Here is a 16354-nt window from a genome sequence, read left to right as displayed (position 1 = left end):
AGCGGCCGGTCAGTCGGTGACCGGTGTGATGGTGAAGTGGACCGGGAGGGAGCGCGGTCCGCGGAGAATGAAGCTCGAGTTGTAGTCCGGCTCCGTCCCCGGGGCAGCCGACGACAGGGTGTCCAGCCGCCGCAGCAGCGTCTCCACCGCGATCGTGGCCTCGCGCCGGGCGAGATGGGCGCCCAGGCAGACGTGTTCCCCGCGCCCGAACGCCAGATGGTGTGCCACCGGCTTGTCGGGCACGATGTCGTCGCTGTGCGTGAACACCTCTGCGTCACGGTTCGCGGATCCGTAGATCAGATAGATCATGGATCCGGCCGTGATGGCCTGGCCGCCGATCGTGCAGTCGCGGGTGGCCGTACGGAACATCCCCTGGGTCGGTGCCTCCAGACGCAGTACCTCTTCCACGAAGGTGGGAACCCGCGAGACGGCCCGGCGCAGTTCGGACAAGAGATCCGGCTCCTGGAGCAGCCGCAGGACGCTGCTGCCGATGAGGTTCGTCGTGGTCTCGTTCCCCGCGACCAGGAACTGCACGAGCATCTGGAGGATCTCGTCGTCGGTCAGGGGGTGCTCGCCTTCGAGGTCGGCCTCGACGAGATCCGTCAGAGGGTCGTCCGCGGGATGAACGCGCCGCTTCTCCATCTTGTCGGTGAAGCAGTCGTAGAACTCGTCACGGTTCGGCGAACTTTCGGCGGCCGTTCACCTGGGCCCCGTCGATCACGTTGCCGTCGACCGAGCGCCTGAGCCGGGTCAACCGCAGGCGCGCGATGCGCCATTGGCCGTCGACCTTGCGGTAGTCCTCGGTGTAGTGGCCGTAGCCGGTCAGTACCGGGTAGCCACTGCTCGGGGACGGCTCGACGACATCGAACATCGACCAGATCCCGTGGGCCGTCCCGGCGTCGACGATCTCGATCTCGGGCATGTGTCCGTGGTGCACACTCATCGCCTCACCGAGGTGGCGGCCGACCGATGTGACGAACTCCTCCGTCGTCCTCGGGGCCGAGGACGACTCGCCGATCTCGAACACGGCGTCGTCGGTGAACAGGCTCCGCAGCTCGGGCCACCAGTGCAGGTCGACGTACCGGAAGTAGCGTGCCTTGAGTCGCTTGATCTCCTCGACGTCCTTCAACCACTGCACGTCGCGGCGCAGGGCGTCCAGGGACGTCTCGTGGGCAGTGTCCATCGCCTTCATTCCTTCTCCTGGGGTCAGTCCCGGTAGCGGCAGGCCGCCGTCGGCGACGAACTCGCCACCGGCGCAGCGGCCTTGGTCAGCCCGGTGACCGCGAACTTCGAGGCCACATACGTGATCGCGTGCGGGAAGGCGGTGAGGCCGGCGTTCGACGAGATGTCGACGATGGATCCGCGTCCCGCTTCCCGCATGGTGCCGGACACCGCCCGGATCCCGTGGAACACACCGGTCTGGTTGACGGAGACAACCGCGTCCCAGTCCTCATCGGTGGTCTCCCAGACCATGCCGCGCCGCGCGATACCGGCTACGTCGACCAGACCGTCGACACGGCTGTGACGGTCGAGCGCAGCACCCACCGCCCGGGACCATGAGCCGGGACTTGTCACGTCGTGTGCCAGGCACACCGTCGACCCGTGCGCACGGTCGGGTGCTTCCAAGTCCGTCGCCACCACCAGCCAGCCGTTCGGTTCGAGGACGGTACACACGGCTGAGCCGATTCCGCCGGCCGCACCGGTCACGAGGGCGACCGGTGGTTGTTCTTCGGTTTCGAGAGCCACGTACTCCGTCCTCCTGCAGGGCCAGGCGGAGCCTTCGTCACCGCCGGTGGTGCGTCACCTCGGTGTGCGCCGGATCTTTGGTGGCACTTGGGCGGGTGTGAGGTGCGCGCTCACCCGCCCGAGTGTCAGCGGGACGCGGCACTGATGCGGTGCTGTTTGCGCGGCGCGCTCACCCAGCCGCACAAGTGCGGGTCGGCGTCGAACTTGTCGCCCGCCAGCCACCGGCCGTCGGACGAGAAGTAGCCCAGGTGGTCGCCGTCCGTGCTGGTGACTCGAACCCGACCCTGGTCATCGAGCTCGTAGAGGTCCTTGGTGTAGGGATGTCTGACGCCGTGCATGGTCACTCAGCCTCCACGTAACGACGCAGCAGCTGCTGCATCCATTTGAGGTTGTCCTCCTGGTAGGAGGCGAAGGTCACCGTCTTCTTGCTCGTCGTCTCGAGGCCGAACTGCACTTTCTCCATGTTGAAGCAGTCCTGATCGAGGATGTTCCCGACGATGCCGAGCGCGGGGACACTGTTGAACGGGTCGTCGAAACCGAGCCTCACCTCCTCGGCCGGCGCCGGACGTTCGCCGGTGAACGGGGAGATGTAGAAGACGTCCATGATGCAGGTGCGGTGGTCGTCACCGTTGGGCCGGAAGCGGTAGCAGATCTTGTGCACCCCGCCCCACGGCATGAGGTTGGGGAAGACGGTGTAGGTGAAGTTGTCGACGAGCTCGCAGTCCGCCCACTCGTCGATCTTGTCCCCGAGGAAGGCACGCCACTTCTCGCGGGTGTTCCGGATGATGAACGAGCGTGCGCTCTCTCCCGGTTCCAGGGTGACCGGGAGTTGCTCGCCCTCGCGGACGTCCAGGGTCGCCCGCAGCATCTCTTCGGCGCTGGGCTCCCAGGGCGTCATCGGACCCGCCACCTCGGACGGGGTGATGAAGCGGGCGAAATTGTCGTAGCAGTCCACCTGGCACACGCCGAAGGCGGCGTACGGAACCGTCTGGGGGTGGGTGGCCGCAGCGTGCCAGCACTCCATGAAGGCCTCCTGCGCCACCTTCCAGTTACAGCGCAGGAGCTTGGAGACGTGGACCTCGAGGTAACGGTTCTCGAGGTCCCATTGGGCGAAGTGCTGCGGCAGGTCACCGAGGAAGGACTCGAGCGGCTCGGCGTCCGGATCGGGGTTGATGAAGACGAAACCGGCCCAGGTCCCGACCTTCACGGCGGGAAGCTTGAACTGCTCGGGATCGATGTGCTCGAACTCCCAGGGGGCCGGGATCCGCTTGAGATCGCCGTTGAGGTCCCAGGTCATGGCGTGGAAAGAGCAGCGGATCTCCGCACAGCGTCCGGCGTAGTCCTTCAGCTGCCGACCGCGGTGCAGGCAGGCGTTGGGGTAGGCGCGGATCTCGTCCGGAGCGCTGCGGATGACGAGGTAGGAGAGGCCGGCGATCTCGTAGACGATGTGGTCACCGACCTCGGGGATCTGCTCCTCTCGGCAGGCGACTTGCCAGACTTTCTTCCAGAGCTTCTCCCTCTCGCGTTCGTGCCACTCCCGCGAGATGTAGATGTCGATCGGAGCCTCGTCGAAGTCGAAGTTCCCGCGTGATTCCTGGCTGATGTGCGCGGGTACCTCCTTGGTGTCCAGGCTCAGCACGTCCTGGTAGGAGATCCGGCGCCCTCCCACATCGTGGCTCTCGCCCATTACGCCCCTCCACTTGCTCACCCTGTACCGGATCCGGCACAGATACTCTATGCCTAGAGTTACTGCACCGGAAGCGTGTTCGTCGCAGACTAGACTATTTGCTCTGAGATCAATAGCCTCTGAGGGTGGACGACACCCCGACACTGACGACCGCCCGAGGGCGCGCTGAGCGCGCGATCCCTTTCGCGCAGATGTTCAATGTGCGCGACCTCGGGGGATTGCGTACTTCTGGCGGCCAGCGACTCCGCCCCGGTCGGATTTACCGGTCCGACGACCCGTACTTCGCCACTGACGCGGACGCGGCCGCGCTCGGCACCCTCGGCATCAAGACAGTCATCGACCTGCGCACATCGGCTGAGATCGAGCAGCGCGGGACGCGGCGCTGGGACGAGCTCGGCGCACGACGGCTCTCCCGGCCGCTGTGGAGGAAAGTGCCGTCGATCGAGCATGCCCACCGCTACCTCGACCCGAAGAACACCGCTGAGCTGTACGGCGAGATGCACGAGGAGAACCTCGCCACACACGCGGAGTTGTGGCGCTCCGTCGCGGACGCCGCAACGGAGCGCACGGTCGTCCACTGCGCCTCGGGCCGGGACCGGACCGGCATCGTGGTGGCACTTCTGCTGAGCCTTCTCGGGGTGCGGCGCGAGGAAATCCTGGAAGACTACGCGATGAGTGCCGAGGGCATGCGGCGGATGCTCGCCCACCTGGAAGACACGTACCCTCCCGAAACCCTGAAGGACTGGCACTTGGACAAGGAGACCATTGTGCTCACCCCGCCCGAGGCGATCGGCCACTACCTCGACTGGGTGCAGCACAGGCACGGCGGCATCGAGGGCTACGCGGAGCAGGTCCAGATCACCGACGTGGTCCCGGTGCTACGGCAGAACCTGCTGGAAGACTGAGTCCGGCTGAGCGCCGCCTGCCCCGTACGGGCGGGGGAACGGTCAGATCTGAAGTTTCGCCGTCACGCGGCGGTACCGGCGCTGGTCGGTGGGGCGTAGTGGAACAGGGCGGGGCGAGGCTGAGCTGCGGTGGCAGCGGTAATCCGGGCCCGCCGGAACGCGGTGATCATGTATTCGAGGGAGACGTGCTGCTTGTGCCGGTGCCGAGCAGGCCATGCGTCCTTGACACTTGTTCGATAGACCATTGGCTAGCGTGGCGCTCGGCGATCTCTTGCGGGGACGCGGTGGTGCCGGTGCTCACCAGCGCCCAGTCCACCGCCCGGGACGAGCCGGCGAAGCGCGGCAGGACGACCCGCACCGGGGGTGGTTGAGGCTGCCCAACCACAGGCACTTCAGGTCGAAGATCTGCACGGTCTTGATCTCGCTGTAGACGGCGATGGCGGTGGTGCACCAGGCCGCGGCCGGTCCCGTCCCGCCTACGCGCGGAGCCGTGGTGCTGCCACGCGGCATCGTGCACCTTCTTCAGCGATGCAGAAGTCAACTGTTTGGAGTGTTCCGGAAGGAATGTGCCCATGCTGATCACAGTCGAGTACCCCGTCGACGGCGCTGCTCCCGAACTGCTCACGCCTGAGGGGATCTCGCGAGTTGCGCGCCGCGCCGACGACCTGGGGTATGACGCGATCGCGTTCACCGAGCACCCGGCGCCTACCAAGGAGTGGCTGGAAAGCCGGGCGGGGCACGAGACACTCGACGTCACCACCGCGCTCGCATTCTGTGCCGCGGTGACCCAGCGCATCCGGCTGATGACCTACCTGCTGGTGCTGCCTTACCACAATGCGTTCTTGGCCGCCAAGGCGCTTGGCACGGTCGACCGGCTTTCCGGCGGGAGGCTGACAGTCGTGGCGGGCACAGGTTACCTGCCGGAGGAGTTCGAGGCTCTCGGTGTCGACTTCGACACCCGTAACGAGCGGTTCGACGAGGCGCTGGAAGTATTGCGCGGTGCCTGGTCCGGATCACCCGTCGACCATGCCGGAGTCCATTTCCGCGGGCATGGCATCGTGCAGCGTCCCGCTCCGGTGCAGGCCGGTGGTATTCCGATCCTGATCGGCGGCAACAGTGCGCTCGCGCGTCGCCGTGCCGCTCGCAACGCGGGCTGGAGCCCCATCCTGGTGACCGAACAAGAGGTCGCCAGGCAGATCCGGATGCCGGTCATGACCGTAGAGGGCCTGAGTGAGATGATCGCGGAGATCCGCGACCAGGCCGCCGGTTCTGGCACGTCCCTACTCGTGCAGGTGCAGTCCGCGCACGCCTACGTGCTCAGGCGCCGGCTCCCAACTGCGGATCACCGCGAGCACCTTGCGCAGTTGCGCGGCGCGGGCGTCGACTCGTTCGTGCTCAAGCTCCCCGCTGAAAGTCTCGATGCCGCCGTCCAGGGGCTGGAGGAGTACGCCGCCACGTATCGGCGTTACTGATTTCGGCGTTTTGGCCTCAGCCCAGGTCCTGCGCCGGGCCTGGTGTCGAGCAGTACCACCGCGACGGCAAGGAGGCGCGCCGACTGTCCTCGCTCTACTACCCGGGCGCCCGCCACGGCCTCAAGCGCGGCTCGGGCTGGTGCGGTTACAAGACCACCTGAGCGAGACTTGGGAGCCCGACGCCCCGCACCTGAGCACCCACGTCGTCACCACGGACGCGACCGTCGCCGGCACGGAGGTGATCGAGACAGTCCACCAGGGCCTGACCGCACGGGAGTTACTTCCCGACGAGCACGACGTGGACGCTGGTTACATCACCGCCGCGCACATCGTCACGGTCCGGGACGATTACGGCGTCGAACTGGTGGGGCCAGGCGGGCTGGACACCTGCCACGAGAACCACAAGGGCGAGCACTTCACACAGAGCGCGTTCACGATCGACTGACAGACCCGCAAGGTCACCTGTCCCCAGCACAAGATCAACGCCAGCTGGTCCGACCAGCGCAAGATCAGCGGCACCCCCGTCACGTGGGTGCACTTCACTGCCCAGGACCGCGGAAGCTGCCCCATGTGCGAGAAGCGCACCAGGGCGGCGAACGGCAAGTGAGGCCGCAGCCTGACCCCGCTTCCCCAGGACCAGCAGGAAGCTCTGGGAGGAGATCATCCCGCTCGGCTACCAGGGCAGTCACGGCATTGTCAGCGCCTACATCAGGAAGAAGCGCACGTCCCCCCCCCGTCCGGTCACCGCACAGCCGTCGGCACCGCGGGTGGTGACCAGGTGGATCCTCAGCCGCCCGGAATCCCTCACCGAGAGCGAACAACTCCGGCTCAAAGCTGTCCTGGCCGACTGCCCCGAACTCGACGCCCTCACCGGACAGGTCCGGTCCTTCGCCCGGATGCTCGCCGAACGCCGGGGCGAACGGTTGCCCGAGTGGCTCGATGCCGTCCGCAAAGACGACCTGCCCAGCCTCCACACGCTCGCCGCGGGCATCGACCGCGACCGTGACGCCGTCATCGCCGGCCTCACCCTGCCCTGGAACTCCGGCATCGTCGAAGGACACGTGAACCGCATCAAAATGATCAAGTGGCAGATGTACGGACGTGCTGGCTTCAGGCTCCTCCGCAAGCGAGTACTGCTTGCCTCCTGACCTCGCTGTCGGTGGCCAGTTCATGGGGGTCAAGTACTGGTACCGGTAGTGGCATAGCTGGACGCACGAAGGCGCCCGCCTCCGGAGGAGATCCGGAGGCGGGCGCCTTCGCGTTGCGGTGAGCCCGTCTCGCGGAGGTGATCAGAAATCATCCGCAAAATCGGAGGCGGTCCTTGGTGCTGATTCTCTCGACGCCATTCGAGCGACAGCGCCCATCAGGGGTAGATCTTGAGGCACACCGGGGGCTCGTTCGGGGCCTTTTCTTCTGCGGCAGCCCGCGCGCAGATGTCCGTGTACGGGACCATCCTCTTGTTCAGCACGAACTCGACGGACGTCGAGAGGTTGTTACAGGTGGCGTTCCGTCCGTTCCGACTCCACGGGTTCTGGCCCTCCTCGTTCCCCCATGCCTCTGCCTTGACGTCGCAGACAGTCGCTGGCCACGGCGGGAACCACTTCCATGACCGGACATAGACCACCACTTTCTCGACGTACAACCCGCTGCCATAAACGTTGATGCAGGCGTAGTTGGAGTCCCCCGAGTCAGCGGTCTTCACACAGTTGACTCCGGATGCCGCTGCTGGTGAGGCCTGCAAACCGAGGAGTGCTACACAGGCCGCGGTCATCACCACGGCTGCACGGCTGCCCGGCCGCTTCATGGCGGCGAGGGAAAAGCTCCGCTTCCTTGTGGTTTTGTCGTCTGGCGGTTTCGTTGAGCTGCCGCGCACCGCATGTTTCACATCATCCCCCGATCTTCGATGTATACCGTGTGCAGGCAATGACGCTAGGGACTGTCAGTGAGGTTTTCTCAGTGACCGCGACGTTCAATTCGCTCGCCGGTCGGCACTTCCGGCTCTACTCTCCCGAGGAGCGGGAGCAACGGAAGGGCAGGCATGGCCAGTCACGGCACAGTCAAAGCCATCAACGAACTGGCCACGCGTTGGGCCGCGGCCCTGCCCCACGACGGCACGGTCCTCGCCGCAGCCGGGGTGTGGCCGCTACTCGGCCTTCTCGCCGACGGTGCTGCAGGTCCCGCCCGGCAGGAACTCTCGGACGCGCTCGGCATCCCGGCGGACGGTGCCGCAACGGCAGCACGAGACCTGTTCTCCACGCTCGGGGCGACGCCTGGCCTGGGCACAGCCCTGGGACTGTGGACTCGCGGCACCCTGCCCGTCGAACCGGCCTGGCTGGACCAACTGCCCGCCGGCGTGCACGGGCAGCTCACCGGCGACCCCGTCAGCGACCGGTTGCGCCTCGACACATGGGCAGCCAAGTGCACCCAAGGACAGATCGACGCGATGCCGGTCACCGTGAACGACGAGACTCTGCTGGTGCTGGCCGGCGCCCTGACCCTCCGCACCGACTGGATCCGGCCCTTCACCCCAGGCGGAATGGAAGCCGAAACAGGGCCCTGGCGCGGCATGAACCTGGCCGGCCTGCACCGAACCACCAGTCTCCTGAACCGGGTGGGCGTCGCGGACACGGCAGCCGGCCCCCTCACCGAACTTCAGATCATCGGCACCCATGGCATCGACGTCCACCTGTACCTCGGAACACCTGAAGCAACCGCGGGCCAGGTGCTGACTGCCGCCCTGGGCGCACTCCACAACCGCCGGGCAATGGTGCCCGGCGGTCATCTCCCTTACGGCACTCCAGGCCCCGGGCTGTCCGTGACTCGCGTCCCCAGTGTCGACGGCGAACCCACGCTCCACGTATCCACCGTGCCGTTCACTGTCAAAGCCCACCACGACCTGCTCGACCACCCGGACCTGTTCGGCCTGCGCACGGCGACGGACGCCTCGCAAGGCCACTTTCCCGGCATCAGTGCCAAGCCACTTGCCGTCCAGGCCGCCGCACAGGCAATGACGGCGACGTTCGGCGCCCGCGGCTTCCGCTCCGCGGCCGTCACCGCCTTCGCCATGATGGCCGGCGGCATCCCGCGCCACCCCTTCCGAGCCCGCGAGATCAGCGCCCGCTTCGACCGTCCCTTCGGGTTTCTCGCTCTGCACCGCACCTCCCGACTCGTCCTCAACGCAGGCTGGGTCGCCAACCCCGACACCTTCGAGGAAGCCTCCTGGGACTGGTGAGCGCCCGATGAGGCGCAGGGCCGCAGGGAACTCGGCAGGCACTGAGGTTTTTCAGCAAAGATCATTTCCAGTGGCCGTTGAGGACGAGGGCGGCGCGGGCGATGTCGCTGATCCGGCTCGGGCCGAGCGTGCCGTGCTTGAGCGCGCGCCGGCGTTCCTTCAGTTCGGCGGTGGTCCGCTCGCCGAGTGCGCGCAGGTCTCTGATCAGCATGTTCGTGGTGCGGGTGTCGGCGTGCAGGGCCTGCTCGCACTGGCCTTTCGGGCGGCGGGCACGTGCGCCATGCCCTGCGCCTGACAGCCCTTCAGGAACTCGTGCAGGTCGGGGGCCTGCTCGGCGAGGACGTCGATGCCTTCGTGCAGGTAGCGGTAGCCGGTGGCCTGGGAGACGCCGGCATCACAAGCCAGGCAGTGCACGCAGCCACGCTCGCGGAACCAGCGCAGCACCGGCACCGCCTGGCGGAACGGACCCAGCGCCCGCGAGCCGCGCGGCGTGCGCAGTTGCCGCCGGTGGGTGGCGAGCAGGCGGGCAAGAAACTCAACGATGTGGCGCGGGACGTCGAGCGTGGCAGCATAGGTGACCAACGCGAAGCCTCTGGTTGTCGCGGACGATCTTGTGGTGAGAACCGTCCTACCAAGGGCTTCACGTCTGTCCGCCACCGGGCACTGCCCGCCCGATGCATCCGGAATCACCCGGATCACACCGCTTCGCAAAAATTATTTCGCTGAGAAAACCTCAGTGGCCTATGGCGACCTCGCCGTAGATGCCTCAAAACGGTTATGTGGGCTACCTGTTGCCAATTAGGCGCAACTGGAAGGTAGGGCTTCAACTGGATCTTGCGTCGGGGGCGTGGCGGACAGTCCGGGGGACGCGGGTTAGTACTCAGCCGTAGATCGTGATCTTCATGGCTGGTAGACGGCTTGGCGCTGGTAGTGGCAGGTGCGGGACCGGGCCTGATGACGGCGTCGCCAGTCGGACCAGCGGAGTCGGTGTGCAGCTGTGTGGGTGGGCTGGATGACGAGTGTGGTGAACAGGTGCTGGATCTCGTTGCAGGTCAGTGGGATCAGGTCGTCGGCGGCGGATGCGTGAGTGCGTTCGTGGGCGGTACCTGAGACGGCGGCTTGTCGCTGTCCCGGACAATCGGGATGTTCCGCGGGGGCCGCGAGCCCTGGCCGTCGTTGGGGGTCGGCCAGGGGGCGGCGCCCGCCGAGCCGCTACGCTCCCGTCCTCCGCGCCGCATCGAGCAGCGAGGCCCAGTCGGGCAGCTTGACCACGTTCCGGCCCAGCGAGACGCCGAGTTCCGCCTCGGCCCGTTCGATCGCCCGCCACCCGGCCCACTCGACCGGCTCGATCCCCTCGGTACGCAGCGCCACCAGCGGATCCCCGGGCACGTCACGGCGGACCAGCGCGGCCGTGTCCGCCAGCAGGGAGGCCACCGTCTCCTTGGCGCACGGCCGGTTCGTACCGATGACACCCGTCGGGCCCCGCTTGATCCAGCCCGCCACGTACTCGCCCGGCGCCACGGCACCCTCCCGCAGCACCCGCCCGGCCAGATGAGGCACGGTGCCGCCCGAGGCGTCGAACGGCAGACCCTCCAGCGCCACTCCGCGGTACCCCACCGAACGCAGCACCAGTTGCGCCTTGATGTCCTCGTACGCACCCGTGCCCGTCACGCCACCGTGCCCGTCCGGCACCGTCCGCTCGAAGCGCACCGCGCCCACGCGGCCGTCCCGGGCGAGCAGTTCGACCGGGCGGAGGAAGAAACGCAGCCGGATCCGCCGCCGGGCACTCGGTGCGGGGGTCTCGGCCCAGCCACGCAGCACCTCCACGTTGCGGCGCTGCGGGGCGGGCAGCCCGGAGGAATCGGCGTAGGCCGGATCCTGCGCCAACTCGGCCCGGTCCACGGCGATCCCGGTGTCCGGCAGGGTGCCCAGCTCGCGCAGTTCCTTGGTGGTGAAGCGGGCCTGGGACGGACCGCGCCGGCCCACCATGGCGATGTCCGTCACCCGGCTCGCCCCGAGCGCGGTCAGGGCGGCGTGCGGCACATCGGTCGGGCTCAGCTCCGGCACCCCCCGGGCCAGCATCCGTGTGACGTCCACGGCGACGTTCCCCACACCGATGACCACGGCCGACCCGACCCCGCGCAGGAACCCGTCGTCGGTGGGGGTGCCTCCCTGCCCGGGGGAGTCCGGGTGGGCGCTGTACCAGGACACGAACTCGGTCGCCGACCAGCTCCCCGGCAGGTCCTCACCGGGGATGCCCAGCCGCCGGTCGGTGGCGGCGCCCACGCAGTACACCACCGCGTGGTACAACTCCCGCAGCCGGGCGACCGACACCCCTGAGGGGCCGACCGCCACCCCGCCGAGGAAGCGCACCCGCTCGTGCTCCAGGACCGCGCGGAGGTTGTTCTGCAGCGACTTGATCTTCTCGTGGTCCGGTGCCACGCCGTAGCGGACCAGCCCGTACGGGCACGGCAGCCGGTCCAGGACGTCGACGCGCACCTGGGCGTCCTGCTGGACCAGACTCTGTGCGGTGTAGCACCCGCTCGGTCCGGAACCTACGACGGCGACACGCAGCACGGCGGAACTCCTCACCCCACGGACCGACAGGAGATCGCTGATGTCTCCAGCATCGCACCACCGGTGCTCCGCTGACAGGGTGCCGTCCGCCACGAGGGGTGCGTGTTCGCTCGCCTGGAAAGTGACCACACGCTTACGTTGCGTGTGCGCTTGAGGCATCCTTCCTTCATCTTTCCGATCGTTCTCCGGCGGACGGCGCGGTGTCCGTGTGGCCCGCGTGGGAGATGCGGGAGGGCGAGCGCGTGACGCGCTGGTTGCATGTGCGGCTGGCCTTCGCCGACGGGGCGTCGGTCGAGGCGCTCGCGACGGTGTCCGAGCAGTGCGTCTGTGTCGAGGACGTGCGGGCCCGCCCCGCGCTGTCCCTGGACGACCTGGCGCTGTTCGCCGACTGGATCGAGGGACCGCTGGCGCGGGCGTGCGGTGCCGGCGCCGAGCCCGGCCCCGAGGACCGGGCCACGGCGGCGGGGCGCGGTCGACGGGCGGCTCGCCCTCGCCCGCATACGGGTCGGGCATCCGGTACAGAGGCCGCGGGCCGGTCTCACGCACCGCACGCCACCAGCCCAGCTCGGGTCTGTCAAACGAGCGGACCTGCCTCACATGCGGTGGTGACGGTAAGTAGTTGCCGTGGCTGGTAGTGACACTCCCAGCCCAGCACGGGTGACGCGACCGTCAGCGCCGTGCTCGCCCTGCTCGATGGCACGTCTGCGGCTGCTCTCCATGAAGCTCGGACCAGGCACATCAGTGATGACACGCTGTCACCACCGAATGTGAGACAGGGCCAAACGAGCGGTGTAACCAGGGTGGTCGGGGTTACCGACGGGCTGCGGAGAGGCGGCCGTCGAAGGTGATGTCGAAGGCGTTCAGCGCGGTCTTCCAGCGCATGGTCCAGCGGGCCTGGCCCTTGCCGGTGGGGTCCAGGCTCATGATGGCCATGTAGACGCACTGCAAGGCGGCGGTCTCGTTCGGGAAGTGCCCGCGTGCCTCGACCGCCCGCCGGATCCTGGCGTTCACCGACCCGATCGCGTTGATGGTGCCGACGATGCGGCGGATCTCGGTGTCGAAGCGGAGGAACGGGGTGAACTCTTCCCCCGCGTTCTCCCAGAGCCGGACGATCGCCGGGTACTTCTGGCCCCAGGTGCCGGCGAACTCGGCGAACCGCTCCAGGGCGGCCTCTTCGGTCGGCGCGGTGCAGACGGGCTGGAGGACACGAGCGATCTTGTCCCAGTCCTGGCGGGCGGCACAGCGGAAGGAGTTCCGCAGCAGGTGGACCACACAGCTCTGCACGATCGTCCTGGGCCAGAGGGTCTCGACCGCGTCGGGCAGACCCTGGAGACCGTCGCAGACGAGCATGAGGACGTCGTTCACGCCGCGGTTCTTGATCTCGGTGAGGATGTGCATCCCGTGCTTGGCGCCCTCGCCGCCGTCGCCGGCCCACAGGCCCAGGATGTCCCGTCGGCCCTCCGCGGTGACGGCCAGGGCCACGTGGATTGGCCGGTTGGCCACCGCACCGTGGATCTTCACGTGGATCGCGTCGATGAAGACGACCGGGCAGACGACGTCGAGGGGCCGGTTCTGCCACTCGGCCATGGCGTCCATGACCTTGTCGGTGATGGTGGAGATGGCCTGCCGGGAGACGTCGGCCCCGTGGACCTCGGCGAGGCGGGCCCGGACCTCGCCGGTCGTCGGCCCCTTCGCGGCGAGCGAGATGACCATCTCGTCGACGCCGGCCAGGCGTTTTTGCCGCTTGCGCACGGTCTTCGGCCCGAAGGTTCCGTCCCGGTCGCGGGGCGCGGATATCTCGACCGGTCCGACCTCGGTGAGCGCGGTCTTGCCGCGGGTGCCGTTGCGGGAGTTGCCGCCGTTCTTGCCGGCCGGGTCGTGCCTGGCATGGCCGAGGTGGTCGGTGATCTCGCCCTCGAGGGCGGACTCCAGTAATCGCTTGGTCGGCTGCTGCAACGGCCCGCCTTCTCCGGTCAGCTGCAGGCCCTCGGCCTGGGGCCGGCCCGCCAGTTCGTCGATGAGCTGGTCGTCCACCGCCTTCGACGGCTGCGGCTCAGGCATCTCGACGGACTGGGTCGCGGACGCGTTCTCACTGGTCATCGGGGCATCTTCCTTGATCAGGAGTTACACCGAACGATTGGCCCTGTCTCACTTTCGGTGGTGACGGAGCGTGTCGTTATCCGAGGAGGATGCGGTGGCGAAGAAGGGTGAAGCCTGCTCGTCCGTGCATCTGGCGCGCGATCCGCTTGGTCTTGGTGTTGACGCCCTCGGTGGGGCCGTTGCTGTACGGAAGCGTGAGTGCGGCGATCACGGCGTCGCGGTCCCGTTCCAGGCCCCGGGTGAAGGCGTGCAGGTGGGGCAGATCGACTGCGCGGGCCTGTGCGATCCAGTCCGAGAGCCTGTCGGCATTTTCTGGGCAGGGCGTCAGGAGTTCGGCGAAGTCCCTGATGCTGGTGGTCAGTTGGGTCATCTCGGGGCAGGCGCCAGTGAGCCGGTCCAGGAGGTCGTGATGTTCGTTTTTGAGGTTGCTGGGCCGGGTGAGCAGCATCCGGGCGAGCCGACGTGGGGAGATGTGGCTGCGGTCGGCGTCTGCGCGGCCTTGGTTGATGTACTTGTGCAGGAGGTTCAAGCAGCCCGTGAAGCCGAGGGCCTTGATCTCTTCGAAGAGGTGCTGGACGGGGACGGCGGGGTGCTCCGCCCGTCGTTTACGCAGGTGCTCACGGTAGGGGTCGACAAGGCTGGCGCGGTACTTGGGGACGCGAAGCATCCGTTCGGGCCGGTCGGCTCGGGCGTAGCGTTTGACGGTGTTCAGGGCCAGTTGAAGCCGGCGGGCGCACTCGAGCAGGCCCACGCCCTGGTCGAGTAGGTCGTGGACCTGGTGCCAGCGCTCGAGGGTGGTTCGCGCGCGGGGCCCGTCGTACAGGGGCGCGTCCAGCACGGCGGCCCAGCAGGTGCTGTGTGCCTTCACCTCGCTGAGGGCGGCTTCGCACAGGTTGTGCCATACATGCCAGCGGTCAGCGACCTGGACCGCGTGGGGCAGGGCACGGCGGATGGCCTCGGCGTAGGTCGCCGAGCCGTCACGGCACACGACCTCGATGCCCGGATGCTCGCGCAGCCACGCTTCCAGCGTGCCGGCGGTACGGTCGGGCAGCACGTCGATCCGCTCGTGCGTTTCGGCGTCGATCACCACGGTGGCATAACGGTGCCGCCGGCGCAGAGCGAAGTCATCGACGCCGATCACGCGGGGCACCCGCCCGGTGGGCAACGGGATGCGCAACAGGGCGCGCAGAGCCGTGTGACGCGACAGGCCCACCTGGAGTATCGCCAGCAGACGTGCCCCGGCCCGGCCCGCTAACTCCTTGACCACGGCCTTGACCTGCCCGGTCAGGCGGGCCGTGCGTCGCTGGTAGCGCTCCAGCACCCCGGGCACCTGCTCGCGGAAGGTGTGCCGGCAGCCGGGCGTGGGACACACCAGACGCCGCACCCGCACACGGACCACCACCCGGCGGTCATCAACCGGCACGTCGGCCACCGTCCGCAGCTGATAGCCGTGGACCCGTCCCGACAGCGCCCCGCACGCCGGGCAGAACGCGGCGTCCTGCGCAGTCCGTGCCCGCACCGCGATCCGCTCGCCCTCGTCGGTCACATCCTCGATGACCAGCGGGGACAGACCCGAAAATACCGTCTGCACAAGCTCGTTGACATTCTTCACACGAATGTCAACGACCCTCACGACTCTCCGTCACCACCGAAAGTGAGACAGGGCCGAACGATTTACAGTCCCCCTAGAGATCACCAACAGCATCCAGAAATTGAGCCAGAACCCATGTCTCAGGCGTGGGCTGCGTCCAGCACGGGCTGCAGGTCGGCGACCTTGTCGAGCCAGTCCTGCCGCGAGGTGATGTCGGAGCAGAAGTTCGTCTCGATGATGACCGCCTCGAAGCCTTGCTCGGCCGCCTCCACCGTGCGCTCGGCGACTTGCTCCACGGTCAGTGTCTTGCCCGCGGTGGACTGCAGGGCCGCGCGGTAGATCACGTTCAGGGGCTCGAGGCCGTCGGGACGCATGTCGTTCATCCCGGCCAGGGTCTCCGCGGCCTGAGCGATGGGCATCGAGCCCGGGTTCCAGAGGTCGTAGTGGAGCGCCGTGCGGCGCAGGCCCTTCTCCGACCACATGCCCGACATCAGTCTTGGGCGCGGCTTCTGGTAGGGCTTCGGCCGGATGACCGACCGCGGAACGTCGAAGAACTCGCCGTGGTGCTTGACCGGATCCTCCGCCCAGCACTTCTTGAGCACCTCGACGAACTCGTCGATCCGGCGGCCCCGTGTCCTGGGGTCGACCCCGACCGCCCGGTGTTCCTCGTGGGACCAGCCGACACCGAGGCCGACCGCTGTGAGCCGGCCTCCACTGAGCTGGTCGATGGTGGCCAATTCGTTGGCGAACTGCACCGGCCAGTGGTTGCCGGCGACCAGGATGCTGCTGCCGATGCCGATCCTCTCGGTCCAGGCGGCGACCGCCGCCAAGACCTCGAGCGGGGCATAGACGGACTTGTACACCTCGGGCTGTGCCGAGGCGCTGCCGCCGTACTCGCCCTCCTGATCCAGGGCGTACATGAAGTGGTCCTGCACCCACAGGTGCGCGAATCCCATGTCCTCCGCGGCCTGAGCGACGTCCTTGATCACGTGTCGATCGGTGACCGGGCCGAGTTGGGGGAGGACGAGTCCGACGTCTGTCATG

The 16354-nt window shown here is 67.7% G+C and carries 19 protein-coding genes; 6 read left to right on the top strand and 13 right to left on the bottom strand.

The features are described from left to right. Positions 1-9 precede the first annotated feature (9 nt). The 5 genes from DIZ27_RS12525 to DIZ27_RS12505 all read right to left on the bottom strand — a co-directional run bounded on the left by DIZ27_RS12525 (position 10) and on the right by DIZ27_RS12505 (position 3433). Positions 10-642, bottom strand: coding sequence for a cytochrome P450 (locus tag DIZ27_RS12525; RefSeq protein ID WP_109378438.1), 633 nt, complete (start codon positions 640-642; stop codon positions 10-12). 28 nt (positions 643-670) lie between these two features. Beyond that, positions 671-1183, bottom strand: a complete 513-nt coding sequence (locus tag DIZ27_RS12520; protein ID WP_109378467.1) for a nuclear transport factor 2 family protein — start codon at positions 1181-1183, stop codon at positions 671-673. 23 nt (positions 1184-1206) lie between these two features. Next, complete coding sequence (locus DIZ27_RS12515) at positions 1207-1746, bottom strand: SDR family NAD(P)-dependent oxidoreductase (RefSeq protein ID WP_109378437.1); 540 nt, start codon at positions 1744-1746, stop codon at positions 1207-1209. 125 nt (positions 1747-1871) lie between these two features. Next, on the bottom strand, positions 1872-2084 hold the full coding sequence (locus DIZ27_RS12510) for a hypothetical protein (RefSeq protein ID WP_109378436.1): 213 nt from the start codon (positions 2082-2084) through the stop codon (positions 1872-1874). Positions 2085-2086: 2 nt separating this feature from the next. Beyond that, positions 2087-3433, bottom strand: coding sequence for an SRPBCC family protein (locus DIZ27_RS12505; protein WP_109378435.1), 1347 nt, complete (start codon positions 3431-3433; stop codon positions 2087-2089). A 125-nt stretch (positions 3434-3558) separates the two neighbouring features. On the opposite strand from DIZ27_RS12505, the gene DIZ27_RS12500 reads away from it, so the two are divergent. Beyond that, on the top strand, positions 3559-4338 hold the full coding sequence (locus DIZ27_RS12500; RefSeq protein ID WP_109378434.1) for a tyrosine-protein phosphatase: 780 nt from the start codon (positions 3559-3561) through the stop codon (positions 4336-4338). A 297-nt stretch (positions 4339-4635) separates the two neighbouring features. Here DIZ27_RS12500 and DIZ27_RS45145 read toward each other — a convergent pair whose 3' ends face one another. After that, the gene (locus DIZ27_RS45145) at positions 4636-4848 is read right to left on the bottom strand and encodes a hypothetical protein (RefSeq protein ID WP_146228939.1); all 213 of its coding nucleotides are present in this window, start codon (positions 4846-4848) and stop codon (positions 4636-4638) included. 62 nt (positions 4849-4910) lie between these two features. Here DIZ27_RS45145 and DIZ27_RS12495 point away from each other — a divergent pair, with 62 nt between their 5' ends. From DIZ27_RS12495 to DIZ27_RS46995, 3 genes are all read left to right on the top strand, one after another. After that, the gene (locus DIZ27_RS12495; protein WP_109378433.1) at positions 4911-5810 is read left to right on the top strand and encodes a TIGR03619 family F420-dependent LLM class oxidoreductase; all 900 of its coding nucleotides are present in this window, start codon (positions 4911-4913) and stop codon (positions 5808-5810) included. Positions 5811-5949: 139 nt separating this feature from the next. Further along, complete coding sequence (locus tag DIZ27_RS12490) at positions 5950-6255, top strand: hypothetical protein (protein ID WP_109378432.1); 306 nt, start codon at positions 5950-5952, stop codon at positions 6253-6255. Positions 6256-6580: 325 nt separating this feature from the next. Continuing rightward, positions 6581-6958 carry a transposase gene (locus tag DIZ27_RS46995; protein WP_375231961.1) on the top strand — a complete coding sequence of 126 codons (378 nt, stop codon included), beginning with the start codon at positions 6581-6583 and terminating at the stop codon, positions 6956-6958. Positions 6959-7173: 215 nt separating this feature from the next. On the opposite strand, the gene DIZ27_RS12475 is transcribed toward DIZ27_RS46995, so the two are convergent. After that, positions 7174-7512, bottom strand: coding sequence for a hypothetical protein (locus DIZ27_RS12475; protein ID WP_109378431.1), 339 nt, complete (start codon positions 7510-7512; stop codon positions 7174-7176). A gap of 336 nt (positions 7513-7848) precedes the next feature. Here DIZ27_RS12475 and DIZ27_RS12470 point away from each other — a divergent pair, with 336 nt between their 5' ends. After that, complete coding sequence (locus DIZ27_RS12470; protein ID WP_109378430.1) at positions 7849-9042, top strand: serpin family protein; 1194 nt, start codon at positions 7849-7851, stop codon at positions 9040-9042. A gap of 61 nt (positions 9043-9103) precedes the next feature. Here DIZ27_RS12470 and DIZ27_RS48720 read toward each other — a convergent pair whose 3' ends face one another. The 3 genes from DIZ27_RS48720 to DIZ27_RS12455 all read right to left on the bottom strand — a co-directional run bounded on the left by DIZ27_RS48720 (position 9104) and on the right by DIZ27_RS12455 (position 11619). Next, on the bottom strand, positions 9104-9253 hold the full coding sequence (locus DIZ27_RS48720) for a hypothetical protein (protein WP_375231960.1): 150 nt from the start codon (positions 9251-9253) through the stop codon (positions 9104-9106). Then, positions 9247-9624, bottom strand: a complete 378-nt coding sequence (locus DIZ27_RS12465; RefSeq protein ID WP_375231959.1) for a hypothetical protein — start codon at positions 9622-9624, stop codon at positions 9247-9249. Before DIZ27_RS12465 ends, DIZ27_RS48720 begins: the two co-directional genes overlap by 7 nt. A 630-nt stretch (positions 9625-10254) precedes the next feature. Next, on the bottom strand, positions 10255-11619 hold the full coding sequence (locus DIZ27_RS12455) for an FAD-dependent oxidoreductase (protein WP_109378466.1): 1365 nt from the start codon (positions 11617-11619) through the stop codon (positions 10255-10257). Positions 11620-11819: 200 nt separating this feature from the next. Here DIZ27_RS12455 and DIZ27_RS46490 point away from each other — a divergent pair, with 200 nt between their 5' ends. Next, a complete protein-coding gene (locus tag DIZ27_RS46490; RefSeq protein ID WP_219933609.1) occupies positions 11820-12254 on the top strand; it encodes a DUF6214 family protein in 435 nt (144 codons plus the stop codon). Positions 12255-12429: 175 nt separating this feature from the next. Here DIZ27_RS46490 and DIZ27_RS12445 read toward each other — a convergent pair whose 3' ends face one another. The 3 genes from DIZ27_RS12445 to DIZ27_RS12435 all read right to left on the bottom strand — a co-directional run bounded on the left by DIZ27_RS12445 (position 12430) and on the right by DIZ27_RS12435 (position 16353). Then, a complete protein-coding gene (locus tag DIZ27_RS12445; protein ID WP_109378429.1) occupies positions 12430-13719 on the bottom strand; it encodes an IS256 family transposase in 1290 nt (429 codons plus the stop codon). Between the two features lie 76 nt (positions 13720-13795). Further along, on the bottom strand, positions 13796-15337 hold the full coding sequence (locus DIZ27_RS12440) for an ISL3 family transposase (protein WP_109378465.1): 1542 nt from the start codon (positions 15335-15337) through the stop codon (positions 13796-13798). 113 nt (positions 15338-15450) lie between these two features. Continuing rightward, on the bottom strand, positions 15451-16353 hold the full coding sequence (locus tag DIZ27_RS12435; protein WP_109378428.1) for a TIGR03619 family F420-dependent LLM class oxidoreductase: 903 nt from the start codon (positions 16351-16353) through the stop codon (positions 15451-15453). Between the last annotated feature and the right edge of the window lies 1 nt (position 16354).

This window comes from Streptomyces sp. NWU339 (assembly GCF_003143855.1).
Taxonomy (GTDB): domain Bacteria; phylum Actinomycetota; class Actinomycetes; order Streptomycetales; family Streptomycetaceae; genus Streptomyces.
The sequence above is the reverse complement of the archived record's forward strand: the minus strand, read 5'-3'. Positions and strand labels throughout refer to the sequence as shown.

Coding starts and splice junctions, on each gene's coding strand:
- DIZ27_RS12520 (WP_109378467.1), bottom strand. CDS start 1,183: ATGGACACTGCCCACGAGACGTCCCTGGACGCCCTGCGCCGCGACGTG.
- DIZ27_RS12495 (WP_109378433.1), top strand. CDS start 4,911: ATGCTGATCACAGTCGAGTACCCCGTCGACGGCGCTGCTCCCGAACTG.
- DIZ27_RS48720 (WP_375231960.1), bottom strand. CDS start 9,253: ATGCTGATCAGAGACCTGCGCGCACTCGGCGAGCGGACCACCGCCGAA.
- DIZ27_RS12445 (WP_109378429.1), bottom strand. CDS start 13,719: ATGACCAGTGAGAACGCGTCCGCGACCCAGTCCGTCGAGATGCCTGAG.
- DIZ27_RS12505 (WP_109378435.1), bottom strand. CDS start 3,433: ATGGGCGAGAGCCACGATGTGGGAGGGCGCCGGATCTCCTACCAGGAC.
- DIZ27_RS12470 (WP_109378430.1), top strand. CDS start 7,849: ATGGCCAGTCACGGCACAGTCAAAGCCATCAACGAACTGGCCACGCGT.
- DIZ27_RS12510 (WP_109378436.1), bottom strand. CDS start 2,084: ATGCACGGCGTCAGACATCCCTACACCAAGGACCTCTACGAGCTCGAT.
- DIZ27_RS12525 (WP_109378438.1), bottom strand. CDS start 642: ATGGAGAAGCGGCGCGTTCATCCCGCGGACGACCCTCTGACGGATCTC.
- DIZ27_RS12435 (WP_109378428.1), bottom strand. CDS start 16,353: ATGACAGACGTCGGACTCGTCCTCCCCCAACTCGGCCCGGTCACCGAT.
- DIZ27_RS45145 (WP_146228939.1), bottom strand. CDS start 4,848: ATGCCGCGTGGCAGCACCACGGCTCCGCGCGTAGGCGGGACGGGACCG.